This is a genomic window from Candidatus Jettenia sp. AMX1 (assembly GCF_030263775.1).
GTDB lineage: Bacteria > Planctomycetota > Brocadiia > Brocadiales > Brocadiaceae > Jettenia > Jettenia caeni.
Genome location: NZ_SZPP01000042.1, coordinates 39,591 through 62,628, shown reverse-complemented (window position 1 = coordinate 62,628; position 23,038 = coordinate 39,591). Strand labels below are relative to the sequence as shown.

Below are 23,038 nucleotides of genomic sequence, written 5' to 3'. Positions count from 1 at the left end.
TTTCCGATTTAGAAGGCACCATAAAAAGTATGGAGGCTGAGCGGAATTAGCCGTTTGGGTATTCCGGTCTCTGTCAGTCGTATCAATTGCTGGGTTCGTTTTATTTTGGCTCATAAACAACGGTAACTAAAAAAGGGGGTGAATACATAATGGATAATCAAAGTAAGGCTCCGTTTATAAGGGTTGAGCGGTTTGTAGACCATACCGGATCGGTCTGTATTGACGGCAAAATCATTGCTGTGCCTCACGAGTATATCGGCAGGTGTGTTTCTGTGTATTTGCCTGGCGGGAGGATTGCGCCGGTGGCAGGAACATCGCTTCCAAAAAAAAGGCGGCATTTTCTGCTGGTATGTTTTTTAACAGGCCAGTCTCCCGAATGTTTTCCAGAAGGGGCAACTCCTCAGGACGTAATTGCCCGCTGGAGACAAGAGTATGAAGCCTACAGGAACTCGGCGGAAAAAGAGGTGATTGAGATATCTGGAGAGTTCGCAGCAGATCCAGCCAACTGGAAGAGGGTTCGGGGTAAAGGTACTCCTTCTCATCAGGCAGGCTGCGGAGGAAGCGTATGATGCCGGTAAGGGTATATGAAAGCGCCGCCCTTGTTGTTGCGGATGATTGCTTCCAGGATTCGGCAAAGCTTTTCCTGTCACCAGAGGCAATGAGTATGAGAAGGTCGCCGACTTTTTCCCGGCGCTGCGGGGTCTCCCCGGGGCAGTTTTCTGGCGTGATATCAATGTCAAAGTCGGTGAAGATGTTAAAGATGCGGTCTCCCATGCGTTTGCCGCTCAGCCAGATAGCTTTCATATCTTTATCCTTTCATTGCCGTAAAAAGAGAATGGATATTTTCAAACTTGGGTTGATTTTACCACATTCGTAAACCGTTTCAATGACTATTTCTGAAAAAGATTTTGACCTATGGGCAAAAAAACTCACACGGCACAGCCAGGCCAATTGAGCCTTTTTGATATTGTGAAACGGATCTCACAGGGGGAGAAGAACCTGGCCTCAAAGGCCGGCTCTTTCAATGTTGATGCGCAGATCCGGGCGCTGCTTTCGGATGCGCTGAAAAAGTGCCCGCTCTCCCGCGAGGTCGTTGCCGGCAAGATGAGCGAACTGATGGGTATGGAAATCACCAAATCGCAGCTAGACAGTTGGACGGCAGAATCCAAGGAAAATCACCGGTTTCCGTTTGCTTATGCGCCGGCGTTCTGCGAGGCAACGGGAAATACGGATATATTCCGGGCGGCGGTGGAAATGATCGGTTGCTATCTGCTGAAGGGAGAGGACGCACTGTTAACAGAGCTTGGACGGATCGAGAAACAGAAGGAGGAAATGGCAAAGAAAGAGAAATTGATCAGGCAGACATTAGAGCAATTACATTATGGTTCAGGTTGCAAACCTGAACCCGCAAGGGAAAGGAAGGGGTGAATCATGATATCAGAAACGGCAGGTAAGATCAGCAGTATACCGCAGGGGTGGAAGTTTGTGAGCATTCAGGACGGCGAAGTTTGTTTCGAGGTTGAGGGGCACGGGTGTTCATTCAGCTTTGATCTCTTCACCGATGATGCGCTCAAGACTCTACGGGCAATATTTTTGGGGAAGATACACTCGATCACGACACAGAGGTGGAATCTGCACCGGTACCTCGCGATGGTAAATGGGGAGATAAAAGGAGGGACTGGGATGGGCTTTGGACTATCTGAAACTGAGGCAATTATCAAACAAAATAATCGGCCGGCGCTTCGCGGGTGCCTCATGTGCGGCGAGCAGTTTCATTCGCCGGGTCCGCACATACGGCGGTGCGCGCCGTGTGAGGAAAAGATTATAAATGCAGAGAAATGCGGATACAGCACATACCGTATGCCGGTCCAATATGCGGTGCCAAACCAGGCGTGGCGCCATGTGCAATGTGATGAGGAATAATAAGATTGTATTGGACGCCGCTTGAGCGTCCACTCCTGGCAGAGTGGACTATCCCACCCTCTGCCAGGGGATAGCCTTTTAAAGGGAAGAGGGAGGATTGAGATGAAAGAAATTGATGCTGATGTATGGGATGATTTTGGGGGTGATGGCGAGATCGATGCATGTGAGGTATGTGGAAGAACAGATCTGCAGTTTGGGCTAAGCCCTTGTTGTTGCTCAATTGGTTGTGAGTATGATGAGGTATGTGTGGGATTGGAGGGTTACAAATGACGGAATATTTAGATGATAAAGGATGTGTAATAAAGGTCAGTAGTGGCAATTCAGGCGCCGGGAAAATAGTTTAAACAATGGGTTCAGGTTACAAACCAATGTCATTCAGTTAAGGATTATTTGAGCACAAACAACCCCCTTTATCCCCCTTTTTTAAGGGGGAATTTCTGTATTCAGAAAGGATATAAGGCATGATAACACATTATTTGAAATGCTGGCCGGAGTATTTCCAGGCGATCCTGGAGAGGAAAAAAACCTTTGATTTACGTCGTAACGATCGTGATTACAAGGTAGGTGACATCCTTGTACTACAGGAATACGACATAAAGGCAGAGCGGTATACCGGGCGTAGTACTTGTGTGGGAGTAGAATACATACTAGATGTCGCGGATGGTTTGCAACGTGGATATATTATTATGTCAATTGGCACTGTAGAGATGAAAACTGAGGGATGAGTGATGTCAAAACATGTTCCTTATCGGGAGATTACCAGCTTGTATTTGGTACCGGACGCAGAGCATGACCGTGTACTTCTCATGCGTACTATTCAAAATAAATATGGATTGCGAGATTCAGCAAACCTTGGGTATATGAGTAATACAGCCTGGGAGAAGTTTATCAGGGCAGAATACGTACGGATTAATCGTCCGGGAACGACGCTTTGTGAGCAATTTATCTTGGAGGAAGAAGCATGAAACAAGGGGAAAGGGATGGTAAGACGGATTATAAAAATGAGAGTCAGCAAAACCTCATTAAAATAGTGAAGTATCTGGCAAAGGATGTCTTCCGTCCGGTGACGCCGCAAGAGATTATAGACGCGCTGGGACTCTCGAAGAGTAAGGCGACCTGGACGCTTCACAACCTGAAACTGGGCGGCTGGGCCGAACAGGTGTCAACCGGCTGGCGGCTATCGCCCGAACTGGTAAAGATAGCCGACTCTGTCAGGAGCACACTGAAAGACGTAATGCAAAAGTATCTGGAATAAAACATAACCGTATTTTCGGGAAATTTTCCATAGGAGACAAGAATGTTCGGAATAGAAAAGATAGAAGGGTTAAAAAAAGAAATTATGAACGAGTACCATAAAAGTTTCATGAAGATGGCTGCTTTGTTTAATGATGTGTTGATTGAGAGGAAACCTCAGGGGTTAGAACCTCTATCGGGTATGAAAGAAATATTTGAGCGAAATATAAAAATATGTGAAAGCGCTTTTAAAGAGATAAAAATGGTGATTGAAATGATTGAAAATAAGGAGGTAACCAATAATGGCAATGGAAAAGCGCCAGACTCCGCAAATGCGGAGTCTCAAAAATTAAGTGATTGATAATCAACAACTTATAAAAGCATACTCCGCACCGGTGCGGAGTATGGGTTCTAAGAACAGGGGGGGGAATATGGGAAGAAAAGGACGGCAGGGCGGTTTTATCGCAGGGTTAAATTTTGCGGCACGGCTCATCGATGCGGCTTGGATACATAGCTTGAGTACCATTAAGTCGAGTAAGCAATACCTCGAGCTTGGGTATGAAAGCTGGGAGGAATACTGTGAGGAAGAACTCGGCAAGAGTGTCGATACGGTTGATCGGATGATTAAGGCGTGTCAGGAGCTTGGGGCACATGCGGTAAGGGTTGTGGCTGCCGCAGGACTCAAGTGGCGGGATATTAAGATGCTCGTGAGTACCCTGGAGGAGGAGACAAAGAAGGCCGTACGGGAGAAGAATGTAATTCCTTTTGGTGATAAACAAATTCCCATCGATGAAGAACATATCGACGAGATAAAGGCAGCAGTCGCGCTTCTCAAAGAGGCAAGGGATTTGTCAGAAAAGAAAGAGAGGGCCTCAGAAAAAAAAGTCGAAGGCCTCAATAAGGAACATAGTAAGGAACTCCAGGCGTACAAGAATGAGCTAGAATTCCTCAAGGCAAAACTCGCAGACCCGAAACTCCCGGAGGGGTTTAATGAGTTTATTATGGCTGTCGAGCGCTATACGGATGAGATCGTTACCATAGCCAGCAAGCTTCACTTTGACGAGACATTTGGGGGGGCAGAGGACGAAGGCCCCGTAAAAGCCCTCTACATGAAGCGGCTTGAGACGGTCTTGAACTGCTTTAACCATTGCATTAACGTGCTTGAGAATGCAATCGGGGCAAAACTACCTGGTCGGATGTAAAACCCGACGGCGCTTTTAAAGGAAAAACAGATGAAAGAGATCGACATAGCAGTACTCTCCGTGGCCTTCCAGGAATGGCGCATGGCGGTGAATGGTTCTAAAAGCTACATCGTCCGGAAACACGCCAGCGCCCTCGGCATCTCCTACGGCACCCTGCATCGCAAATTCAAGGCGATGGGCTTCCAGTTGCTCCAAAAGCGGCCGAAGGTCACGAAGGGGCAGTCCAAAATACCGGGCCTCCATGACATGGCAAAGCAGATCGCCCGGCTCTACGCCTTCATCCCCGCCCGCGCGGGCAGGCGGCCATCGCTGGAGATTGCAATACGGAAGGCTATAGAGAACAGCATGCTGCCCGAAAGCGCAAAAGATATCTCCGTGAGCACCTTTGCCCGCGTGCTCAGGGAAAAGGGATTCCTGGACACGGAGGGCCGGGTGCTCAGGTTCGAGGCCGCACGGCCTATGGAGCAGGTGCAATACGATGTGTCGGGCAGTGAGTATCTGTACGTGGTCGGCATCGATAACGGCGAGCCTGTCCTCCGTGTGCGGGCATCGAAGGCGTACAAGAACAAGGACCGCTTCGAAAACCTGCGGGTCTGGTACCACGGTATGGTTGATGATCACTCCCGGTACTGGCTTGCCATGCCGTTTGTGGCGCCCGGCGAATCGTCCGTGGACGCCGTGAAATTCTGCAAATGGGCCTTTGCGCGCAAGCAGGACGAGCGGATCGTCTTCCGCGGCCTGCCCGGCAGGGTCTACATGGATAACGGCCCCCTGGCAAAGGCCGAAGCCACCCGGAACTTTTTCGAGCGGCAGCTTGGCGTGGAGATCAAGACCCATGAGCCGGAAAGCCCGTCTGACACGGGAAAGATAGAGATCCGATGGCGTCACCTCTGGAGCGGCTTCGAGGCAGCCGAGTTCCTCATGGACCCGCACTGGGAGAAGCGGGAATACCGGCTTTCGGAATTGAAAGACCGGCTTATGAATTACACGGTAGAGGTGAATAACAAAAAGCACCCAAACCTCATGTGCACCCGCACACAGGCATGGATGGCCGTGATGCAGCACGGCGGGGTAATCGACATCGATGAAAGCGCCTTCGGCCGCGCATTCACGCGGCTCAAAAGGCTGGTGGGCAAAGATGGCATCATGCGGCTTGAGAACGAGCGGTATTTTGTGAAGGGGCTGCTGGATGCCTGGGTGTGGGTATACCGTGGTCTGCTGGAAAAATCAATCGTGGTGGAAGACGTTATAACACATCAACGGTACGAGGCTACCCCGTTTGAAATGCCCGCCCTGGATGCCATCCGGGCTGACAAGAAGCTTGAAGGCGTAAAGATCAGGGAAGAGGCACAGGAGTTAAAAAAGCAGATGAAGCCCGGTGAATTCCGGGGCATTTACGAAAGGAGGGAAGAGACAAAGGTCGTTCCCCTGCCCGCTCAGACAAAAGAGACGCGGGAGGTGTTCGATGTGTTCGATATCGACACGCACCCCTCTCTTCAGGAGGCGATGCGGGAATTCTGTGAAATCGTTGGGGTATACATCGAGCCATCACAGAGGGAGGCAATCGAGGGACTCATACAAGAGAATGGACTCAGGAAGCAGTATGTGACAGACCTTGCGCTTGAGCTACACAAGGCAAGCTGCAAGAAGGCAACGGCAGCAGGATAATTCCTAATCCCCCCTGCCCCCCTTTAAAAAAGGGGGAGAGCTGTAAGTAGAAAAAGGGGGAGAGCATGAGTGTGAGTGTGAGTGTGAGTGTGAGTGAAAACACTGACACTGACACTGACACTAACAACTTACCAAGGAAAGAAAGAGATGATTTTTCCCCCTTTTGTAAAGGGGGATCAAGGGGGATTAACAATTTATAAGGGAAGGAGAGGAAACGTATGGCAGAAAAATACCGGCCGGCAAACGGCGCAGAGGGCATTCTGTTTGAGGTAAATTTTTGTGATGTATGCGAGAAGGGCGATTACGCAGATTCCTGCTGCGATATCAATGTAAGGACACTGTTCTATGATGTTGACGAAGCAGAATATCCCGCAGAATGGACGTACGATGCGGCAGGAAAGCCGGTTTGCACGGCATTCAAGGGAATAACCCCCTCATAATAGGGAATCATCTCCCCCTTTTCTAAAGGGGGAGCAAGGGGGATTAACAATTTATAAAGGAGGGGATGAAAGATGAGCAGATTGGCAGTACTGGCAGAATACGGTTACCGGAAGGACCCGTTCCGGGGCATGCACCTGGAAACGGCAGATATCACGCGGGTAAAGAGAATTATCGGCATGGCGGTAGAATCACGGGCAATGGTCTCTATTATTGCCGAACGCGGCAACGGCAAGAGCCGCGCTGTGGATAGCACGCTCAGGGACATGGACGTCAAAGTGATAAGCCTTTTCACCTCAGATAAGGAAAAGGTCCTTGTGGGCGATATCGAGCGCGCCCTCATCGCCGACCTCTCGCAGGAAGAGATCAAGCGAACCCGCGAGATACGCGCCCGGCAGCTCAGGAGAATCATGGGCGAGGCGTCACGCCGGCAGGAAATCGTCCTCATCCTCGAAGAGGCCCACCGGCTGCACGGCCAAACCCTCAGGTCGTTAAAAACCTTGCGGGAAATGGAATGGATGGGGCAAAGCCCGCTCTTCACCGTGATCATGCTGGGCCAGTACGACCCCATGCGCAAGCCTGGCGTGGATGAGGTGCGGCTGCGGACGGACACGGTATATATGAAGGGGCTTACGCAAAACGAGGTCAAGGACTACACCCGCGCAACGCTCTCCCGGCTCCGCACGGCGCGCAACTTTCTCGAGCTTCAGGAAATGCTCATCGCCCTTATGGAGCGCGCCCTTGCCTGCGGGCACAAGAAGGTCACGGCGTTTGAGGTCTTTGACCTCTACGGCGGCGGACTGAAAGAGCTTATTAAATTAACGGATATCTCCCTTTCGGAAATCGCCGACGAGACGGGCATCTCCAAAGCCACCCTTTCGCTTGTAGCAAACGACCGGATGGACAAGCTCACCGACGACACCGCTTCGAAAACCAGAGAGGCCATTGCCGAGGTGATACGGAAAAAAATGGAAGGCAAGGCAGGCGCGCTCAGGCAGGTTGCCGGGGCGTAATGGTTCACCGTGGAGACGGCTTAACAGGGCATAATAAGGAGATAGATAAAATGGATGAAATGACTGAAAAATATGGAAAAACAAAGGATTATAACAAGTTCAAGTTGTTGCTTTGGCAATGAAAAGAAATGCAGGGCAAGGCTTCAGCCTTGCCGGGCAACCCTAAAGGGTCGCCCTACAGAAAATAATAAACAGGAGCATTATGAGACCACTTCAACTAAAACAAAAAAACCGTAACGATGAAAAGCGGTGGGCGAGCGCCTATGGGGCAAGAATCTACACACCCCCGACCATATTAGACAGTTTCACCTTCAGCAGAAAGGAGATCAGCGACAAGAGATATGGCGAATACGTAAAAGCATTGAGAAGACTGGATAATCAGGTTCAGGCAATAAGGAGGAAGTATGGCAAGGGTAAAGCCAAAAAACAGCATTAGAACGGTGAGCGACATGGAGGCGGCCATGTCCCGGCTCAACCAGATCGACACCCGGCTTGCGCAGTGGACCCTGGAAGAGGCGCACGATATAGCGCTCGTCCGTGAGGAACACGACAAAAACCAGAAAAAGGCCGGTCGCACAGGGCTTGAGGCGGAGAAAGCCCTGCTTATCAAAGAGCTTGAGGCATGGGCCGAAGAGGCATCGGCGACGTGGGGAAAGCGCACCCTGGAAACACCGTTCGGGCGCCTCGGTTTCCGGGTATCCACACCGGCCGTCACACTCCTCAAGCGGGTAGCAAAAAACTTTAAAGATGCCGCAGAGCTTGCGATGTTGTACCTGCCAGACTTTGTGCGCAAATCGTACGAAATCGACAAAGAGAAGGTCATCGCGGCTGAAAGCCAGGGCACACTGGATAAGAACATACTCTCCCAATGTGGCCTGTCCGTTGAGCAAAAAGACGAGTTCTGGCTAGAAACCGCAGCCTCAAAAGACCTTGACGAGGCGGCAAAGAAACTCAAGGTAGCGTGAATCATCCCCCCTTTCGTTAATTCCCCCCTTTTCTAAAGGGGGGCAGGGGGGATTATCCCCGTAAAAAAATAATTTGAGGGAACGTATGGCAGACAATGTAAACCACCCGGCACACTATAAAGCAGGAAGTATGGAAGTTGTAGAAGTTATAGAAGCCTTCGGTCTTGGGTTCCACCTGGGCAACGCTGTGAAGTACATCCTCCGGGCTGGCAGAAAGACGGCAGACCCGGCCGAGGATATTAAAAAGGCCGTCTGGTATTTAAACCGTTATTTAGAAAGGAGGGGTGAATAATGTTCGGAATAGAAATAAGCGCGGCGTCTTTTCTCGCAGGGCTAGCCGTGGGCGGGTTCTTTGCGGGCGTTGTAATATTCGTATATTTCTTATGCGCATACCGGGAGCTTGACGCAGCGTATCAGGCACAAATACTCGAATGGCTTCAGCGGAGAGATGCCGGGGGAAATAAAACACCATGAGACTATCTCACGAAACAGAACCAAACCTGGAACGCATAAACTTCATCAGTTGGTACATCCGCGCAACACCGCAGGATATTGAGCTAGAGCGGAAAAACAACAGCGCTAAGCTCAATGCGCTTTTGGCGAAATACGCACATGAAGTACGGCTGTTATCTATCATTAAATAAGAGGAGGAAACATGGAAAACAAATCATTCGAAGAGTGGGCGATCCTGGAGCTTATGGGGCACAGGAAAATGGCGGGATTGGTAAAAGAACAGACAATCGGTTCTGCATCATTTATCAGGATCGATGTACCGGACAAGCATGGCAACTGTATAGCAACGCAGTTCTACAACCCCGAAGCGGTCTATTGCATGACCCCAACGACCCGTGAACTCGCCATGCAATTTGCCGCAAGCCACAGCCCTTCACCCGTAACGAGGTATGAACTACCGCCATGCGGTCACGAGGATGATGACGATATGAATAATGACGCATATGGCGTTGATGCAGAATAACGTTAACGTAGGGGCGGGTTTCAAACCCGCCCCCGCCGGGCACATTTCTTTCACACAAAAAAAGGAGGAGGCAAAACCTATGCAACTCATAATCGGAATCGTAGCAGGCATGTTCATCACCGCATTAATTTTAGCTTTCTTTTCCATAGCAAGAGGCCATTTCGATGAATAAAAACGGCAAACACAAACTCCTTGCCGTCCTCTTTGCCGAGGCCAAAAAAGTCGGCCTGTCGGCCGAAACCCTCCGCGAGTACATCGCCCCGGAAATCCTTGGAGGCAAACGGCTCAGCGAAGCCACATCGAAAGAGGTATTCCGGGTCATCACCCACATCACCGATTGTAGAGACGCAAGTAGGGACACGGCGCTCCGTGTCCCTACAAGGGGGCAAAGGGAGATTAGAAAACGTTACGAATCCAGCCGCACCGGCCTCCTCGAAGAAATCGCCGACCTTGCCCGTGCCCGGTACGGCGCCGACTTTATCGTCCCGCTCAACAACCTCTGCGCCCGGTTCGGCGAAAGCGATGGGTACCGGAAGATGCGCATAGCGGGCTTGAAGGAATTGAAAAAAAGGCTTATCGAATTACAAAAAGAAGATCCTTTGAAACCACAGATTTCACCGATTACACAGATAGAGTAAACAGGGTACCCTGACATGTCTTGTATTCACAAAAATTCTTAATGGGAGATGAGAGATGAGCGAAAAATTATATTCTGTACTATGGGAAGGAAAAGAAGCTGTATTTAATTTCCATGCATTTAGCCTTATGGGAGTTGCCTTCAAAAGCAACTCAAATTATGCAATGAATGCATATCGGCTCATTTGTGATGAAATCGTGAAAGACAAAAACGCTGTTATTATTGATAATGATCATGAATTACAGAATAAATACATCGCACTTCTTGAAAAGACATTGGCTCTTTTGGAGGGTGAGATGGAATTTTAAACCCGGGGGTTTGAGTAAATTTTTATAACTTTTTTATTGGAGGGATGAATGATTATGGAACAGGTAATGAGGATTGAAGACAGGGTAATTGAATTGCCAGGGAAACCGCCCTGCATGCTCGATAGAGATCTGGCGAGGGTTTATGGGGTTGAGACGATGGAGTTAAATCAGGCACGGGTAAGGAATCCTAAAAAGTTTATGGAAGGTGTAGATTACTTTCAACTCACTAAAGATGATATCACAATTTGTGATATCGACTGGAAAGGTGGTCATTCGCCTTATGCCTACACCAAAAGAGGTGCCTATATGTTTTCCACAATCCTGAGCACGGATGAGGCGATAGAGCATGCCATAGCAGTGGTGGAAGGATTTTGCGCATACTCGTTTCTCATGGAAGAGATCAAGGCAGGCAGGATCACGGTGAAGCCAAACCTGAAACAGGACAGACAGGAGTGGATGTTCAATAACATGCGGAGCGAATTGCTTGATAGGTCGCCCCTCTGGAGGAAGATACTCAGGTATAAGGATATTGGGCTGAACAACAGGGAAATTGCCCTGCTTGTCCATCTGGAAAAATCTACGGTGAGGAAACATGTCCGCAGGATGGAATCATGCGGGTTGCTTATGCCGCCAAAGGATCTGCCAAAGTTACAGGGATATGCAGAACATTTCAAGAATCGGTTAAACTAAGGCAAAACGCCCGTTTGTAGGGGCAGGTTTCAAACCTGCCCCTACGGCGGGAACACGGCGCACTACCACAAACATTGACAAACCCCACATCATGGTGTATCCTTACCCTGTTTATCCTGTCTCTTTCTCGCAACAACCCAATAGGAGGAACGTATGAAGTGGTTAGATGAAATTGACGTCAGCGAACTACCACGCCATTATCAGGAGATGGTGCGCCTTATAGGCATAGAGAACACCATCAAGCTCATCGAGCATTTCGGCAAGATGCCGTTCTACTTCATTAGCCTGGACGGCTTCATTCGTGAGAAAAAAAAGCAATACATCATAAAAAACTTCACCGGCAATAACCACCACGAGCTAGCCCGCGTCACGGGTTACAGCCTCGCATGGGTATACGAGATCCTCAGAGACCAAAAAGCGCTCAACAAGGTCAACCAGAAATTACTATTCCAGTAGGGACACGGCGCGCCGTGTCCCTATCTACCCCCCATCATAATCCCCCGTACAAAACCCGCCCCCACAGGGGACACAAGGGATCAAGAAAGTCGTCTCTACGTAAGGAGATTATAGAATGAAACACGGCACACAGTACTACAGTATAGGCATTATCCTTCTTTTCCTCTCCGTCTGCGGATGCGATGCATTAGACCTCGTCTTCGGCAAAGACGGCAAACCTCACACGAAAATTGAAAAAACCTTGGATGTGGCAGGCGATATTGTTAAAGATACCGCCGGCTTCGTGCCCGGCTACGGCGCCATCGGCGCCGGGATCGCCGCACTCCTGGGCCTTGTGGGGCACAGCATCACGAGCGTCGTCGTATCACGGAAAAACAAGAGCGCACTCAATACGGTGATTAAGGGCGTAGAGATCGGCGCGGCGGAATATGACGCCGTGAAAGAGGCGATCATGAAAGTATTCGAAGGTCAGCAAAACATACAGGATGTCATCAAGGCGAAGTTTGAACAGTTTAACTCAGTAAAAGAAGTAATTGAAGATGTCTCAAAACTGTTCGGCAATGCAACATTCCTGGACAAGCAGGTGCAGAAGGTAGTATCCAAAATGTAATCCCCCCTAGCCCCCCTTTAGAAAAGGGGGGAAATCATCTCCCCCTTTCCTAAAGGGGGATCAAGGGGGATTAAGAGGGAGTAACGGAGAAAAAGAATGTCAGAAAACATCTGCCCAAGCCCGAAATATTGCGAGGTCGCCCTGAAACTTGAAGAGATACACGGCGACATCAAGAGTCAATTGAGCTCAGGAACAGAGATTATGAAGTCGCTCAAGGCGCAGCAGGAAGCCTTCTGCGACAGGTATGAAAAAATACTGGAGAAGCAGGATGCGCGTATCGCGGCAGTAGAAAAAAAAGTCTGGTATGCATCCGGAGGCGTATCGGCAATCACAGCGGCAGTTACCGCATTTATCACACGAGTACTGGGAGGGCACGGTGGATAAGAACACAAGGTACATCAAGCAAGGACTCCTTGCAGAAAAAAAGCAGTCAATGAGCAAGCTAGAAATCCAGGCCGACCGCTGCAGGAAAGACGTAAACATCTACCTCTTTTCCTCAGACGGTATCAAAGGTATGGAGTTTGAGCATGCAAAACAGGCGTTTGAGGAATTAACGCAGGTGGTTGAGGAATACAAGAGGGTTACGGAAGAGATTAAGAGGATTGAAAATGAGTTGTGAATGGTGAATGGTAAATTGTGAGTTGTGAGTTGAAAGTTTCAATTCACCATTCACCATTCACAACTAACAGAGGGTAAACCATGAGCAAATTCGAGGCATATTATGACGAGGCCGAACGGCTATACGTCAAAGAGGGGAAAACTCAAAGGGAAATCTCTGAGCTTCTTGGTATTTCCGAGAAGACAGTTTCGCTCTGGTCGGTAAAAGGAGATTGGGTGAGGAAGCGGAAAGAATACCTTGTCTCTACAAGAACCGGGCCAGTTGAAAAGCTCAAGATGCGGTTTGCAAAACTTTTAGAAGACACTGACGACATCGATGCAAAGAAAACGGACGAGATGTATAAGATCAAGCTTCTGATCGAGAAGATGGAAGGTTACGACGTTAAAGGCGCGGTAATTGACGTAATGGACCGCTTTGCCACGTTTATTCGTCAGAAGGAACCGGATCAGGAATTTATCGAGCGGCTCAAGAAGCATACCCATGCCTTCTTTGAGGAAATCAAGAACTTATAAAAAAATGAAAAAGAAATTTTCAGACAAAAAATTTGAAAAGCGGGCGCAGGAAATCCTTGAACGGATGAGCGCCGATGCCAGGCCGTTTGAGGACTCTGAGGAAGAAAAGGCAAAACGGATCACACGGGCGAAGGCCGACAGGTTTTACTTCTTTCAGACCTATCTCCCCCACTATTTCACGAAACCGCCTGCGGATTTTCATAAAGAGTTGGTTGATTTTGCTGATATCGGGGGGGAGCCGATATTGATAGCGGCGCCCAGGGAGCACGCAAAGTCCACCCTCTGCACGCTGGCAATACCGCTCTATGATATCCTGTTTGAGAAAAAACGCTTCATCATCATTGTATCCGACACCGAAGACCTGGCATCCGACTTCTGTCAATTCATACAGATGGAGCTGGAGAGCAATGAGCGGCTAAGAGGAGATTTTGGCGACCTCGTAAAACAGGGTTTCTGGAAAGCAGAGGATTTTATTACAAAAAATGGCGCGCGGATAAAGGCAAGGGGAAGGGGGCAAAGGATCAGGGGTTTGCGGAACCGGCAATATCGGCCCGACAGGGTTATTATTGACGACCTGGAAAACGATAAGAACGTGCGAAACCCGCGCCTGGTGAAAGAGACAATCGATTGGCTGCTTACTGCTGTGCTGGGAAGTCTTGCTGAAGATTACTCGTTTCTGATGATCGGGACGCTGCTTTCGAGAAAGAGTGTTTTGGCGGAGATGATGAACATGAAGGCAGAGGATGACCCTGAAAAGCCCCGTTATTTCTCGAAGATTTATAAGGCTATTACTGAGTTTAACCTTCCCTTGTGGCCGGAGGCGTGGAGTATGGAACGGCTCAGGAAGCGCAAGGCACAAATGGGGAGCGTGCGGTTTAATCAGGAGATGATGAATGACCCACGGGACGATGAAGGGTTATTCAGAGAAGAGTGGATCAGGTATTACTATCCTGAAGAGATTTTAAGGAAGGTATTGCGGGTATATACGTTTATTGACCCCTCAAGCGAATCCGGGGCAAGTAACGACTATAAGGCAATTGTAACCATAGGGATCGATACGGACGGCATCATCTACGTACTGGATGCCTTCATCAGGCGGGTATCTCCTAACGAGATGGCTAAAGTAGCTTATATCCGGTACGAGGAGTTTCACCCTCTGGCGATGAGCATGGAAGAAAATGCCCTGGGCGAGTTTGCCCAGAGCCCTTTTCAGCTTGTGGCGCGGGATAAGGGGTACATCTTGCCCATGAGCGGCGTAAAACACAGCGTAGCAAAAGAGGCAAGGATTGGCCGTATATCTCCGCACGTGGAACGCGGGATACTCCGCTTTCGCAAGGGACACTCAGATCAGGATGTATTAGTAGAACAACTCATCTATTTCCCCTCTTCTACTATGAACGATGACGGGCCGGATGCACTCGAGGGTGCAGTCGACATGGCTGAGAAAGGATCGGGAATTATCGAATACCAGTCAACTGGTATTAAGAGGGAATCGACAGGCGGGGCGATAAGGCGGTATATGCAGAATTAAACAGATAAAAACTTCACCGCAGAGATCGCAAAGGACGCGGAGAAAAAAATTTTGCATTTGCATTGAATAACGACTGAACGGCTGTATTTAAATCCTATGTGTTTATAAACAGCAAGGCATGTGACTGGCACGCTGGGACGTAGTTAGGGACGTCTGAAAGTTGGAAGGGCTTAAAAGGGCTTATAGAAAGAATTCGTAATCTATGACAAAGACAATAAAAAAACAGGTTTTGGTGACGGACGAGATTGCATCGGTCAGAAACGATATCTTCTACGACTATATAGGAAATGTCGTTCTGAACCCTGATAAGGTACTGAAGTCTGAATCAGGAGGAAAAGGGATCGAGCTGTATGATGACCTGCTGCGCGATCCCCAGGTGCGTTCAACCTTACAGACGAGGAAGTTGGCTGTAATCGGCAGGGAATGGGAGATTATTCCTGCATCAGACAATGCACAGGATATAAAGATTGCAGAGTTCGTAAAAGAGGTACTCCTGGGTTTCAACTACGATGCTGCCCGCCATGCACTGCTGTCCGGTATCGTGCTGGGTTATAAGCCTGCTGAGGTTATGTGGGAATATTCAGAGGGTGACGTCTGGGTTAAGGATATTATCGGGAAGGCGCCACGGCGGTTTGTGTTTGACCTGGATGGCAAGCTCAGGCTACTGACACTTCAGAATATGATCGAAGGCGAGGCGGTGCCGGAGCGGAAGTTTGTTGTCTTCAGGAACGTGTCGGCAAACGGGAGTTACTACGGCGATGGGCTTGGCTCTTCGCTTTACTGGCCTGTGTGGTTTAAGAAGAACGCCGTAAAGTTCTGGTTGATATTTGCTGAAAAGTTCGGATCACCAACGGCCATAGGGAAATACCCTGGCGGCACACCGGGCGACAAGCAGACAAAACTCCTTGAAACCCTGGAAACGATTCAGCAAGAGTCTTGTGTTACGATACCTGACACGATGATGGTTGAATTTTTAGAGGCAGAGAGGTCGGGGACGATTAATACGTATGAGTCACTTTACAAGCATCTTAACAGCGAGATCAGTAAAATTATTCTCGGTCAGACGCTGACAACAGAGGTTGGAGATAAGGGGTCGTATGCCGCATCAGAAACGCATAATGATGTTCGGCAGGAGTACATCAAGGCCGATGCGGACGCACTCTGCGAATGTCAGAACAACAGCCTGATCCGGTGGATTGTGGACTATAATTTTCCTGGCGTGACGGTATATCCGAAGGTATGGATCCGTACAGAACAGGAACAGGACCTGAAGCCGCTTGCCGAGCGCGACAGGATCCTTGTGAGGGAAATCGGGTTGCCAGTCAGCAAGAAATATTTCTATGAAACGTACGGGATCCCGCAACCCGAGGAAGGCGATGAACTTGTAGAGATTCCCTCATCTGCTGTTTTTCCACCCCCTACCCCCGCCAGCGGGGGACAACAGGGGGAGAACATGAAGTTTGCTGAATATGCGAAACGGTGCCAACACTGCTTTGCCGATGCAGAAGAATTTACGCCGGAACAAAGGGCGATTGAATCGCTCGTAAGTAAAACTATACCGGAGGCATCAAAAGCATTAGAAGGGAATGAAAAGAAGATATTGGATGCTGTGCTCTCTTCTTCAAGTTATGAGGAGGCAATGGCCAGGTTGTTAGAACTCTATCCGGAGATAGATACCGGGAAACTCAGAGAATTCCTTGAGCGATCGATTTTTCAAGCCGATGTTTTCGGAAGGTATACCGTAAGGGAGAACGAACGTGATTAACCTCGAACCACTCCCGATGGAAAGCGCAATACAATTCTGGCTGGATAAGTATCTGCTTTCGCCAGGCGAGTATGCGCAGCTTTCCGATGAGGCAAAGATCAGGGCGTTTGCCGTATCGGGAATTGCAAAGGGAGAGGAACTGGAAACCGTTTTTAATGCACTGCAACGAGCGCTCGAAAAGGGAACCACCTTTGAAGATTTTAAGAGGGATGCAAGGGCAGTATTCGAACGCAGGGGCTGGACGGGTAAGGCAGCATGGAGGCTAGAAACTATTTTCAGGACAAATGTCCAGACGGCATACTCGGTCGGCAGATATAAAGAGATGATGGCCGTTGCGAAAGATAGACCCTATTGGCAGTACAGCGCGGTTAATGACAGCCGCACACGACCAACACACTGGGAAATGAACGGGAAGATATTCCCCTATGGCCACCCTTTCTGGAATACCTGGTATCCGCCAAATGGGTTCAATTGCCGGTGCGGTGTGGTAACCCTGTCGCAAGATGATATTGATAGTGAAAACTTACCGGTAGAGACCGAAGACCCTACGGGTGGTTTAGTAGAACCCATAGATCCTGTAACGGGCAATAAACTACCAGCAAGGTCGCTTGTCCCGGACCAGGGATTTGATCATAATCCGGGCAAATCAATATGGGGTGGAATAGTTCCTAAAGAAAGCAAGAGTGGTTTTACTGATAAAGGAATAAACACCTATACCGACTATGGACAGCGCAAAATGGAAAATTTGCGAAAAAAGGATTATTTCAGGTACGGCAACGAGGATATTGTGCCGCAAGGATTAGCAGAGATGGACTACTACAAGAAATTTATCAGTGAATTCAGCCCGGAAACAGTAAAACAGGGTATCTATCATGATAAGGCAGGCGAGACTCTTGTTATCTCCCTGGATTTATTTACCGATATTCGCGGTAAGTTAAAGATCAAAAAAAAGGGGCGCGAACAATATGTGAAACTCTTAGCGCGTACAATACAAAACCCGTATGAAATTTGGCTCGTGCCAATGATGGAAAACAAGTCCGGGCGTATTGTATTAAGAAGACGATATATCAGGGGATTTTCTACCGGGCCTGATAACAAAATGACAGGGTTTACAGCTTTTGAATATGGTAGTGATGGGTGGACGGGTGTAACTGCTTTTCAGCCGGACGATTTTGAATATGCAAATAAACTAAGAAATGGGGTCCTTATTTTTAAGGACACATAGGGGATAAAGGAGTAATGGATGGGACGGTCTACATCGCATCCATGTATGGCCGCTTAGACTGGGTAGCCCCGCCGCACCATACATCTCCTAGCGTAATTGTATCACAAAAAAAGGATATTGCAAGATGCTCATTACGATCAATGTCGACGTTGCCCCGGTAAGAGACCTTTTTGCGCAACTCCGGGCAAGGATGCAAGACCTCAGCCCGGTGATGCGGAATATCGGAGAAATCGTAAGGCGATCTATCGAGCAAAATTTTGCGGCAAAACCACCCGGCAGGCCAGAGGCGTGGAAGGAATCGAAGCGAGTAAAAGAAAAAGGCGGCCAGACGCTCTCTGACACCGGAAGGTTGCGGGGATTGTTTACGGTAAAGGGATACCCTGACCGCGTGGAGGTGGGGACGAACGTAAAGTATGCAGCTTATCATCAGTTTGGCACTAAACCCTATACCATTGTACCAAGACATAAAAAAGCCCTGTTTTGGAAGGGAGCACGGCATCCGATAAAAAAAGTAAACCATCCCGGTTTGCCGCCACGGCCATTCCTCATGGTACAGGACGAGGACTGGGGAAAGATGCACAGGGCGATCGAGAAGTATATCACGAAGGGGAATACATGAATCCCCCCTGCCCCCCTTTAGAAAAGGGGGAGATAATTTTCCCCCTTTTCTAAAGGGGGACTAAGGGGGATTACTGTAGCGAATAAAAGGAGTTACATACATGACGAATACTATCATGACGAATACTATACCATGGATACCAATTTTTAAAACCGGCACCCATACCTCAGCATCGGGCGTCACGAGGGAATGGACGGAGAAGGACCTTGATACGATTGTTGCAAAGTATAATCCTGCCGAGTATGAAGCCCCACACGTGATTGGCCACCCTGAGCATGATTCCCCGGCATGGGGCTGGGTGGAAGCGCTGAAACGGGAAGGGCAGGTATTGTACGCACAGAGCAAGGACTTTGTCCCTGAATTCGTAGAAATGGTACGTAAGGGGCTATTCAGAAAGCGGTCAATTAAGTTGAATCCAGACCTGTCTCTCGTACATATTGGTTGGCTGGGCGCTAACCCACCGGCCGTAAGAGGGCTGGCGAATGTTGCATTTCAGGAGAAAGAAAAGGAAGGAGTGACAATCGAATTTGAGGAAGGTAATCCCCCCTGCCCCCCTTTGGAAAAGGGGGGAATTGATCAGAGAGAAAAGGGGGGAATTGATCAAAACAGAAAGGAGGCACGAAGTATGAAATTTTTCGAATGGATGAAAAAGAAGGCAAAAGACGAAGGCGTGGAGATTGAGGATATCCCGCAAAATCCATCACCGTCATTCAGTGATGCAGACCTGCGGAAATTGGAGATTGAGACCGAGGTCCAGAAACGGGTACAGGCAAAAGAGCAGGAGTTTTCTGAGGCGCAGAAAAAGAAGGATGCCGAGCTCAAGTCACGCGAAGACGCCCTGAAAGCACAGGAGGCAGAGGCACAGAAACGGCACATATCCTCATTCTGTGAAGGCCTGTTGAAGGAAGGCAAGCTTACCCCGGCACAGATGAAATACGGCATGGGTATACAGACCTTTATGGAGAAGATATCGACCGTCCAGGATACGATTGAGTTCGCGGAAGGCGACAAGAAGGTAAAACAAACGCCGCTTGAATACTTCCGTTCGTTCCTCTCCAGCTTCAAAAAGCAGATCGAGTTTAGCGAAGTGGCCGGGAGCGATAAGGATATCACGGCAGGCGGAAATGCTGGCGAAAAGCTTGCAACCCTGACACAGCAAAAGATGAAGGACAATAAAAACCTTTCCTACAGCCAGGCGTTTTCTGAGGCGCAGGTTGAAAACCCGGCGCTGGCGCGGGAATATGCGTTGGAAATTGGCGGGTAACGTAATCCCCCCTGCCCCCCTTTAGAAAAGGGGGGAAATTTTCTTTTTTAACAAAGGAGGTTTAAGGAAAACATGGCGCTAGAAAACAAAATCTTAGATCTATCATATGAGGCAGCCGAGGACCTCAGCAACGATCAGTACCGCATCGTTGTCCTTGCATCCGGCAAGGTGCGCAGGCCGGACGCATCGACCGACATCCCCCTTGGGGTGCTTCAGAATGCCCCTGCCGCAGGCGAAGCTGCGGTAGTAAGGCTGATAGGGGTGAGTAAAATCCAGCTCGGTGAAACCGTGGCTGAGAACGAATGGGTAAAACTTGAGTATGTAAGCGCGGCGGATGCGGGCAAAGGGATGGACGCAGACGGCGCCCTTGACCTCGCCATCGGCAGATGCCTCGTTGGAGGAGCTGAGGACGAGCTGGGAGAGGTGCTCCTGAGCGGGGCAGTTCATCAGGTAAACGCAGCGTCATAAATAAGTTGAAAGTTGTGAATGGTGAATGGTGAGTTGTGAATGGTGAGTTGTGAGTCACCATTCACCATTTACCATTCACCATTCACCATTTCAACGTTAATCTGACAACAGGTTTTTTTATAGGAGATAGCCATGCCACCAAATGTAAGAGAATTAATCGTTGCCGGACCACTGGCAAACGTCAGTATTGCGTACCGGAACAAAAGTTATATCGGGGACAGGGTGTTTCCTGTCATACCGAACGTATCGCCTAAAGCAAAGATTGCGCGATACCAGAAGGGCGCCTGGTTCCGTGATGAGGCCGTGATACGCGGGCCTGGTTCACGCGCCGGACGGGGCGGATATCCGGTTGATTACCTCTCGATATCAACCGTTGAGTATGCGTTTGCGAAGGAGGTGACCGATGAGGACCGCAGGTTCTCCGGCAACCCGGCGATGGGAGAGCCGCCTCTCAAGCCCGACCAGGACGCTATAGAATTCTGTTCGGAAAAAATCGATCTGAAAAAAGAGCGCATTATCGCAAGTAAAATATTAACCACCACATGGTCTGGCGTTTCCGGCGGCGAGGATGCCGGCGGATTATGGGCTGCAGGCTCAGGCAATACCTTCCTGGCCGATGTGCGCGCACGGGTGGAAACGATACGCAGCAACACCGGCCTGAAACCGAACGTGCTTATGATGGACTTTGGCACGTACAATTCGCTGAAAGAAGAGGCCACGGTGCTCGATAAGATCAAGTACACCGAGCGCGGCGTGCTGACAAAAGAGCTGCTTGCCGCTATTTTAGAGCTTGATGAAGTCATTATCGGCGAGGCGATCTACTCAACGGCGAAGGAAAAGAAGGACGGCACAGACTTTACCGCATCAAATATCTGGGAAAAGAATGCGGGGAAAGGCGCCGGGTTCCTCTTCCACCGTCCGTCCGCTCCAGGTCTGAAAACCCCCAGCGCCGGCTACCAGGCGCGGGTAAACTACGAAAACGGCCAGCCGCGCAGGACCACAACGTGGAGGGAAAATGCAGAGCATCAGGACGTGTACGAGGTGGCAGAGGAGTGCGATATTGTGGTAACCGGGGCTGACCTGGGCTTTTTATGGGTAGATACCTTATTAACCTAACATAATCCCCCCTGCCCCCCTTTAAAAAAGGGGGAGATGATTTTTCTCAATTTAGAAGGGGGAGGAATGAATTTCCCCCTTTTCTAAAGGGGGATCAAGGGGGATTAAAAACAAAAAAGGAATTGGTAATGAAAAACAGATATCTATCAATCGTCCTTATGCTGTTAGCAGCATGGTGCGCCACCGTAGAGACGCACAGCCGTGCGTCTCTCCACGCCGCAACCTACACAGACGAACGGACCGGGTTGCATTATCTTCGCAAAATGACGTTCTTCGAAAACTACAATATCGGGGCGTCATACGGCACCACGACCGGGTACGTCTACGATGCGCCTAACCTGAACGGCATCAACGATGGATGGGTATCAATCCCTGACGCGGTGGCAATAAGCCTGCAGGTTGGAATCGATAGCATGTCGCCCGGCACGTACACTGTGAGGGTGGAAGGCATCACAGGGAAAGACACCCGGCCGTGCGAGATCGTATCAAAAGTCTACACAGCCGCAACGACAATCGATGAAATTATCATGATCTCCGAGCAGGTCAGGAAGATCCGCGTGGGGTTGAACTATTCGACCACGAACGCAAGCGTGATCTACCTGTACGGCCTTGCAGAACTGAGGAATTAAGGCATGAAAAAATATTCAATGGTAATACTCTCAATCATCGCAGTAGCGATCCTGGGAGCAAACGCCTTTAGCACAAAGATCAATGAGGCGCTCAAGAAAAGCCTTACGGATAACGGCGACTGGAAATACATCCGCTTCGCCGATGGCACCAGCCAGACCACCGCCAGCACAGGCGGAGGCGGCGGCGGAGTGCCGACAAACCGCACTATCAGCACCACAGCCCCGCTCGCCGGCGGCGGAGACCTGAGCGTAGACAGGACGTTATCTATTACCCAATCAACCGGCACACAAAGCGGTTACCTGAGTAGCACAGATTGGACAACCTTCAATACCAAACAGAGCGCGCTTGGTTTTACCCCGGAAAACGCAGCAAACAAAGGCGCCGCAAGCGGGTACGCATCCCTCAACGCATCAAGCCTGGTAGTTCAGAATCCTGTAAACGCAACGGCAACTCCAACAGCGAGTAAGATCCCAATTGCAGATGTAAATGGGAAGCTGGATGGATGGGTAACGCCTGGTGGAATAACAAATATAACACAGATAGCGAACAGAAGTTATAACGATCTGCAAGATATTGGAATTAATACCCCTGTTCAGGTTGATGCCTTTATATCGAGTAAAGGCGCCGCAAATGGCCTTGCCCCTCTGGACGCTAACGGTAAAGTTGACGCATGGGTAACGGGCGGCAGCGTGCTGAACCAGGGCACGGCAACGGTAGCGATACAAAGGATTGTTTACAAGTACACGGCGGGAACTGCGAGCCATACAGGGGACACAAACGAAACAACGGTTTTATCGTGGACACTGCCAGGCGGCACGATGGGTGCAAATGGGATCCTTCGTATCGTAACATACTGGGAGTTTAGTGACGCGACTGATTCTAAGACAGTAAGGATACGGTTAGGGGGTAGCTCCTTTATGAATTTCAGCGATAGCTCTTCTCTTACCAGAAAACATCAATTAGACGTGCTGAACATAGGTACCACCACAGCGCAATGGGCAACAGGGCAATCGGTAGGCCAGGGTTCATGGGCAAGCGGTTCTACGTCAACGGCGGTAAATGGAGCGGTAAATACCGATACCGATTTAGCGCTGGAATTTCAGATTACCCTTGCGAACGGTTCGGATACCGCATATCTGCGCGGCGCGGCCGTGGAGGCGCTGTAATATC

The 23,038-nt window shown here is 49.5% G+C and carries 36 protein-coding genes; all 36 read left to right on the top strand.

Going from position 1 to position 23,038, the window contains the following annotated elements; translation table 11 throughout:
• Positions 1–149 precede the first annotated feature (149 nt).
• The 36 genes from FBQ94_RS13150 to FBQ94_RS12975 all read left to right on the top strand — a co-directional run bounded on the left by FBQ94_RS13150 (position 150) and on the right by FBQ94_RS12975 (position 23,034).
• Positions 150–569 carry a hypothetical protein gene (locus tag FBQ94_RS13150; protein ID WP_040543697.1) on the top strand — a complete coding sequence of 140 codons (420 nt, stop codon included), beginning with the start codon at positions 150–152 and terminating at the stop codon, positions 567–569.
• Complete coding sequence (locus FBQ94_RS13145; protein ID WP_040543696.1) at positions 566–877, top strand: hypothetical protein; 312 nt, start codon at positions 566–568, stop codon at positions 875–877. Before FBQ94_RS13150 ends, FBQ94_RS13145 begins: the two co-directional genes overlap by 4 nt.
• Before the next feature lie 38 nt (positions 878–915).
• Positions 916–1,428: a hypothetical protein gene (locus tag FBQ94_RS13140; protein ID WP_007221794.1), complete on the top strand. Its 513-nt coding sequence runs from the start codon at positions 916–918 to the stop codon at positions 1,426–1,428.
• 255 nt (positions 1,429–1,683) lie between these two features.
• The gene (locus FBQ94_RS13135) at positions 1,684–1,923 is read left to right on the top strand and encodes a hypothetical protein (protein WP_007221792.1); all 240 of its coding nucleotides are present in this window, start codon (positions 1,684–1,686) and stop codon (positions 1,921–1,923) included.
• 102 nt (positions 1,924–2,025) lie between these two features.
• Entirely contained in the window at positions 2,026–2,193 is a 168-nt protein-coding gene (locus FBQ94_RS13130; RefSeq protein ID WP_285442184.1) for a hypothetical protein, read from the top strand.
• A 191-nt stretch (positions 2,194–2,384) separates the two neighbouring features.
• Positions 2,385–2,648: a DUF3850 domain-containing protein gene (locus FBQ94_RS13125; protein ID WP_007221790.1), complete on the top strand. Its 264-nt coding sequence runs from the start codon at positions 2,385–2,387 to the stop codon at positions 2,646–2,648.
• Between the two features lie 3 nt (positions 2,649–2,651).
• Positions 2,652–2,888 carry a hypothetical protein gene (locus FBQ94_RS13120; RefSeq protein WP_040543695.1) on the top strand — a complete coding sequence of 79 codons (237 nt, stop codon included), beginning with the start codon at positions 2,652–2,654 and terminating at the stop codon, positions 2,886–2,888.
• Positions 2,885–3,178 (top strand): IclR family transcriptional regulator, encoded by a 294-nt coding sequence (locus tag FBQ94_RS13115; RefSeq protein ID WP_007221788.1) that lies wholly within the window; start codon positions 2,885–2,887, stop codon positions 3,176–3,178. The genes FBQ94_RS13120 and FBQ94_RS13115 overlap by 4 nt, the downstream gene beginning before the upstream one ends.
• 42 nt (positions 3,179–3,220) lie before the next feature.
• Positions 3,221–3,517, top strand: coding sequence for a hypothetical protein (locus FBQ94_RS13110; RefSeq protein WP_007221787.1), 297 nt, complete (start codon positions 3,221–3,223; stop codon positions 3,515–3,517).
• Between the two features lie 34 nt (positions 3,518–3,551).
• Positions 3,552–4,358 carry a hypothetical protein gene (locus FBQ94_RS13105; protein WP_285442183.1) on the top strand — a complete coding sequence of 269 codons (807 nt, stop codon included), beginning with the start codon at positions 3,552–3,554 and terminating at the stop codon, positions 4,356–4,358.
• Positions 4,359–4,388: 30 nt separating this feature from the next.
• Positions 4,389–6,026: a DDE-type integrase/transposase/recombinase gene (locus FBQ94_RS13100; RefSeq protein WP_007221785.1), complete on the top strand. Its 1,638-nt coding sequence runs from the start codon at positions 4,389–4,391 to the stop codon at positions 6,024–6,026.
• 218 nt (positions 6,027–6,244) lie between these two features.
• Positions 6,245–6,466: a hypothetical protein gene (locus FBQ94_RS13095; RefSeq protein WP_007221784.1), complete on the top strand. Its 222-nt coding sequence runs from the start codon at positions 6,245–6,247 to the stop codon at positions 6,464–6,466.
• A gap of 72 nt (positions 6,467–6,538) precedes the next feature.
• Positions 6,539–7,477 (top strand): AAA family ATPase, encoded by a 939-nt coding sequence (locus tag FBQ94_RS13090; protein ID WP_285442182.1) that lies wholly within the window; start codon positions 6,539–6,541, stop codon positions 7,475–7,477.
• Between the two features lie 202 nt (positions 7,478–7,679).
• A complete protein-coding gene (locus tag FBQ94_RS13085; RefSeq protein WP_007221781.1) occupies positions 7,680–7,913 on the top strand; it encodes a hypothetical protein in 234 nt (77 codons plus the stop codon).
• On the top strand, positions 7,882–8,442 hold the full coding sequence (locus tag FBQ94_RS13080) for a host-nuclease inhibitor Gam family protein (protein WP_007221780.1): 561 nt from the start codon (positions 7,882–7,884) through the stop codon (positions 8,440–8,442). Before FBQ94_RS13085 ends, FBQ94_RS13080 begins: the two co-directional genes overlap by 32 nt.
• 85 nt (positions 8,443–8,527) lie before the next feature.
• Positions 8,528–8,734: a DUF3310 domain-containing protein gene (locus tag FBQ94_RS13075; RefSeq protein ID WP_007221779.1), complete on the top strand. Its 207-nt coding sequence runs from the start codon at positions 8,528–8,530 to the stop codon at positions 8,732–8,734.
• On the top strand, positions 8,734–8,916 hold the full coding sequence (locus FBQ94_RS13070; protein WP_007221778.1) for a hypothetical protein: 183 nt from the start codon (positions 8,734–8,736) through the stop codon (positions 8,914–8,916). The genes FBQ94_RS13075 and FBQ94_RS13070 overlap by 1 nt, the downstream gene beginning before the upstream one ends.
• On the top strand, positions 8,913–9,086 hold the full coding sequence (locus FBQ94_RS13065) for a hypothetical protein (protein ID WP_007221777.1): 174 nt from the start codon (positions 8,913–8,915) through the stop codon (positions 9,084–9,086). The genes FBQ94_RS13070 and FBQ94_RS13065 overlap by 4 nt, the downstream gene beginning before the upstream one ends.
• A gap of 53 nt (positions 9,087–9,139) precedes the next feature.
• Entirely contained in the window at positions 9,140–9,418 is a 279-nt protein-coding gene (locus FBQ94_RS13060) for a hypothetical protein (protein WP_285442181.1), read from the top strand.
• 164 nt (positions 9,419–9,582) lie between these two features.
• A complete protein-coding gene (locus FBQ94_RS13055; RefSeq protein ID WP_007221774.1) occupies positions 9,583–10,056 on the top strand; it encodes a hypothetical protein in 474 nt (157 codons plus the stop codon).
• A 55-nt stretch (positions 10,057–10,111) separates the two neighbouring features.
• Complete coding sequence (locus FBQ94_RS13050; protein ID WP_007221773.1) at positions 10,112–10,363, top strand: hypothetical protein; 252 nt, start codon at positions 10,112–10,114, stop codon at positions 10,361–10,363.
• 54 nt (positions 10,364–10,417) lie between these two features.
• Positions 10,418–11,053 (top strand): ORF6N domain-containing protein, encoded by a 636-nt coding sequence (locus tag FBQ94_RS13045; RefSeq protein ID WP_285442180.1) that lies wholly within the window; start codon positions 10,418–10,420, stop codon positions 11,051–11,053.
• A gap of 153 nt (positions 11,054–11,206) precedes the next feature.
• Positions 11,207–11,509, top strand: a complete 303-nt coding sequence (locus tag FBQ94_RS13040; RefSeq protein WP_040543693.1) for a Mor transcription activator family protein — start codon at positions 11,207–11,209, stop codon at positions 11,507–11,509.
• Between the two features lie 115 nt (positions 11,510–11,624).
• Complete coding sequence (locus tag FBQ94_RS13035) at positions 11,625–12,119, top strand: hypothetical protein (protein ID WP_007221770.1); 495 nt, start codon at positions 11,625–11,627, stop codon at positions 12,117–12,119.
• 96 nt (positions 12,120–12,215) lie between these two features.
• Positions 12,216–12,503, top strand: coding sequence for a hypothetical protein (locus tag FBQ94_RS13030; protein ID WP_007221769.1), 288 nt, complete (start codon positions 12,216–12,218; stop codon positions 12,501–12,503).
• A complete protein-coding gene (locus FBQ94_RS13025; RefSeq protein ID WP_007221768.1) occupies positions 12,496–12,738 on the top strand; it encodes a hypothetical protein in 243 nt (80 codons plus the stop codon). The genes FBQ94_RS13030 and FBQ94_RS13025 overlap by 8 nt, the downstream gene beginning before the upstream one ends.
• 80 nt (positions 12,739–12,818) lie before the next feature.
• Entirely contained in the window at positions 12,819–13,250 is a 432-nt protein-coding gene (locus FBQ94_RS13020; RefSeq protein ID WP_007221767.1) for a hypothetical protein, read from the top strand.
• 4 nt (positions 13,251–13,254) lie between these two features.
• Positions 13,255–14,781, top strand: coding sequence for a phage terminase large subunit (gene terL, locus FBQ94_RS13015; RefSeq protein WP_007221766.1), 1,527 nt, complete (start codon positions 13,255–13,257; stop codon positions 14,779–14,781).
• 202 nt (positions 14,782–14,983) lie between these two features.
• A complete protein-coding gene (locus FBQ94_RS13010) occupies positions 14,984–16,546 on the top strand; it encodes a DUF935 domain-containing protein (RefSeq protein ID WP_285442179.1) in 1,563 nt (520 codons plus the stop codon).
• Positions 16,539–17,771 carry a PBECR2 nuclease fold domain-containing protein gene (locus tag FBQ94_RS13005; protein WP_007221764.1) on the top strand — a complete coding sequence of 411 codons (1,233 nt, stop codon included), beginning with the start codon at positions 16,539–16,541 and terminating at the stop codon, positions 17,769–17,771. The genes FBQ94_RS13010 and FBQ94_RS13005 overlap by 8 nt, the downstream gene beginning before the upstream one ends.
• A gap of 124 nt (positions 17,772–17,895) precedes the next feature.
• Positions 17,896–18,390, top strand: coding sequence for a phage virion morphogenesis protein (locus tag FBQ94_RS13000; protein ID WP_007221763.1), 495 nt, complete (start codon positions 17,896–17,898; stop codon positions 18,388–18,390).
• 100 nt (positions 18,391–18,490) lie between these two features.
• Entirely contained in the window at positions 18,491–19,654 is a 1,164-nt protein-coding gene (locus FBQ94_RS12995) for a hypothetical protein (RefSeq protein ID WP_007221762.1), read from the top strand.
• Positions 19,655–19,726: 72 nt separating this feature from the next.
• The gene (locus tag FBQ94_RS12990) at positions 19,727–20,122 is read left to right on the top strand and encodes a hypothetical protein (RefSeq protein WP_007221761.1); all 396 of its coding nucleotides are present in this window, start codon (positions 19,727–19,729) and stop codon (positions 20,120–20,122) included.
• Between the two features lie 132 nt (positions 20,123–20,254).
• Positions 20,255–21,238 carry a hypothetical protein gene (locus FBQ94_RS12985; protein ID WP_007221760.1) on the top strand — a complete coding sequence of 328 codons (984 nt, stop codon included), beginning with the start codon at positions 20,255–20,257 and terminating at the stop codon, positions 21,236–21,238.
• Positions 21,239–21,366: 128 nt separating this feature from the next.
• On the top strand, positions 21,367–21,867 hold the full coding sequence (locus tag FBQ94_RS12980) for a hypothetical protein (RefSeq protein ID WP_007221759.1): 501 nt from the start codon (positions 21,367–21,369) through the stop codon (positions 21,865–21,867).
• Positions 21,868–21,870: 3 nt separating this feature from the next.
• Positions 21,871–23,034, top strand: coding sequence for a hypothetical protein (locus FBQ94_RS12975; protein WP_007221758.1), 1,164 nt, complete (start codon positions 21,871–21,873; stop codon positions 23,032–23,034).
• Positions 23,035–23,038 lie beyond the last annotated feature (4 nt).

Bases quoted from the DNA above. Each gene is read 5' to 3' on its own strand.
- FBQ94_RS13150 (WP_040543697.1), top strand. From the start codon at position 150: ATGGATAATCAAAGTAAGGCTCCGTTTATAAGGGTTGAGCGGTTTGTA.
- FBQ94_RS13145 (WP_040543696.1), top strand. From the start codon at position 566: ATGATGCCGGTAAGGGTATATGAAAGCGCCGCCCTTGTTGTTGCGGAT.
- FBQ94_RS13140 (WP_007221794.1), top strand. From the start codon at position 916: ATGGGCAAAAAAACTCACACGGCACAGCCAGGCCAATTGAGCCTTTTT.
- FBQ94_RS13135 (WP_007221792.1), top strand. From the start codon at position 1,684: ATGGGCTTTGGACTATCTGAAACTGAGGCAATTATCAAACAAAATAAT.
- FBQ94_RS13130 (WP_285442184.1), top strand. From the start codon at position 2,026: ATGAAAGAAATTGATGCTGATGTATGGGATGATTTTGGGGGTGATGGC.
- FBQ94_RS13125 (WP_007221790.1), top strand. From the start codon at position 2,385: ATGATAACACATTATTTGAAATGCTGGCCGGAGTATTTCCAGGCGATC.
- FBQ94_RS13120 (WP_040543695.1), top strand. From the start codon at position 2,652: ATGTCAAAACATGTTCCTTATCGGGAGATTACCAGCTTGTATTTGGTA.
- FBQ94_RS13115 (WP_007221788.1), top strand. From the start codon at position 2,885: ATGAAACAAGGGGAAAGGGATGGTAAGACGGATTATAAAAATGAGAGT.
- FBQ94_RS13110 (WP_007221787.1), top strand. From the start codon at position 3,221: ATGTTCGGAATAGAAAAGATAGAAGGGTTAAAAAAAGAAATTATGAAC.
- FBQ94_RS13100 (WP_007221785.1), top strand. From the start codon at position 4,389: ATGAAAGAGATCGACATAGCAGTACTCTCCGTGGCCTTCCAGGAATGG.
- FBQ94_RS13095 (WP_007221784.1), top strand. From the start codon at position 6,245: ATGGCAGAAAAATACCGGCCGGCAAACGGCGCAGAGGGCATTCTGTTT.
- FBQ94_RS13090 (WP_285442182.1), top strand. From the start codon at position 6,539: ATGAGCAGATTGGCAGTACTGGCAGAATACGGTTACCGGAAGGACCCG.
- FBQ94_RS13085 (WP_007221781.1), top strand. From the start codon at position 7,680: ATGAGACCACTTCAACTAAAACAAAAAAACCGTAACGATGAAAAGCGG.
- FBQ94_RS13080 (WP_007221780.1), top strand. From the start codon at position 7,882: ATGGCAAGGGTAAAGCCAAAAAACAGCATTAGAACGGTGAGCGACATG.
- FBQ94_RS13075 (WP_007221779.1), top strand. From the start codon at position 8,528: ATGGCAGACAATGTAAACCACCCGGCACACTATAAAGCAGGAAGTATG.
- FBQ94_RS13070 (WP_007221778.1), top strand. From the start codon at position 8,734: ATGTTCGGAATAGAAATAAGCGCGGCGTCTTTTCTCGCAGGGCTAGCC.
- FBQ94_RS13065 (WP_007221777.1), top strand. From the start codon at position 8,913: ATGAGACTATCTCACGAAACAGAACCAAACCTGGAACGCATAAACTTC.
- FBQ94_RS13060 (WP_285442181.1), top strand. From the start codon at position 9,140: ATGGGGCACAGGAAAATGGCGGGATTGGTAAAAGAACAGACAATCGGT.
- FBQ94_RS13055 (WP_007221774.1), top strand. From the start codon at position 9,583: ATGAATAAAAACGGCAAACACAAACTCCTTGCCGTCCTCTTTGCCGAG.
- FBQ94_RS13050 (WP_007221773.1), top strand. From the start codon at position 10,112: ATGAGCGAAAAATTATATTCTGTACTATGGGAAGGAAAAGAAGCTGTA.
- FBQ94_RS13045 (WP_285442180.1), top strand. From the start codon at position 10,418: ATGGAACAGGTAATGAGGATTGAAGACAGGGTAATTGAATTGCCAGGG.
- FBQ94_RS13040 (WP_040543693.1), top strand. From the start codon at position 11,207: ATGAAGTGGTTAGATGAAATTGACGTCAGCGAACTACCACGCCATTAT.
- FBQ94_RS13035 (WP_007221770.1), top strand. From the start codon at position 11,625: ATGAAACACGGCACACAGTACTACAGTATAGGCATTATCCTTCTTTTC.
- FBQ94_RS13030 (WP_007221769.1), top strand. From the start codon at position 12,216: ATGTCAGAAAACATCTGCCCAAGCCCGAAATATTGCGAGGTCGCCCTG.
- FBQ94_RS13020 (WP_007221767.1), top strand. From the start codon at position 12,819: ATGAGCAAATTCGAGGCATATTATGACGAGGCCGAACGGCTATACGTC.
- terL (WP_007221766.1), top strand. From the start codon at position 13,255: ATGAAAAAGAAATTTTCAGACAAAAAATTTGAAAAGCGGGCGCAGGAA.
- FBQ94_RS13010 (WP_285442179.1), top strand. From the start codon at position 14,984: ATGACAAAGACAATAAAAAAACAGGTTTTGGTGACGGACGAGATTGCA.
- FBQ94_RS13000 (WP_007221763.1), top strand. From the start codon at position 17,896: ATGCTCATTACGATCAATGTCGACGTTGCCCCGGTAAGAGACCTTTTT.
- FBQ94_RS12995 (WP_007221762.1), top strand. From the start codon at position 18,491: ATGACGAATACTATCATGACGAATACTATACCATGGATACCAATTTTT.
- FBQ94_RS12990 (WP_007221761.1), top strand. From the start codon at position 19,727: ATGGCGCTAGAAAACAAAATCTTAGATCTATCATATGAGGCAGCCGAG.
- FBQ94_RS12985 (WP_007221760.1), top strand. From the start codon at position 20,255: ATGCCACCAAATGTAAGAGAATTAATCGTTGCCGGACCACTGGCAAAC.
- FBQ94_RS12980 (WP_007221759.1), top strand. From the start codon at position 21,367: ATGAAAAACAGATATCTATCAATCGTCCTTATGCTGTTAGCAGCATGG.
- FBQ94_RS12975 (WP_007221758.1), top strand. From the start codon at position 21,871: ATGAAAAAATATTCAATGGTAATACTCTCAATCATCGCAGTAGCGATC.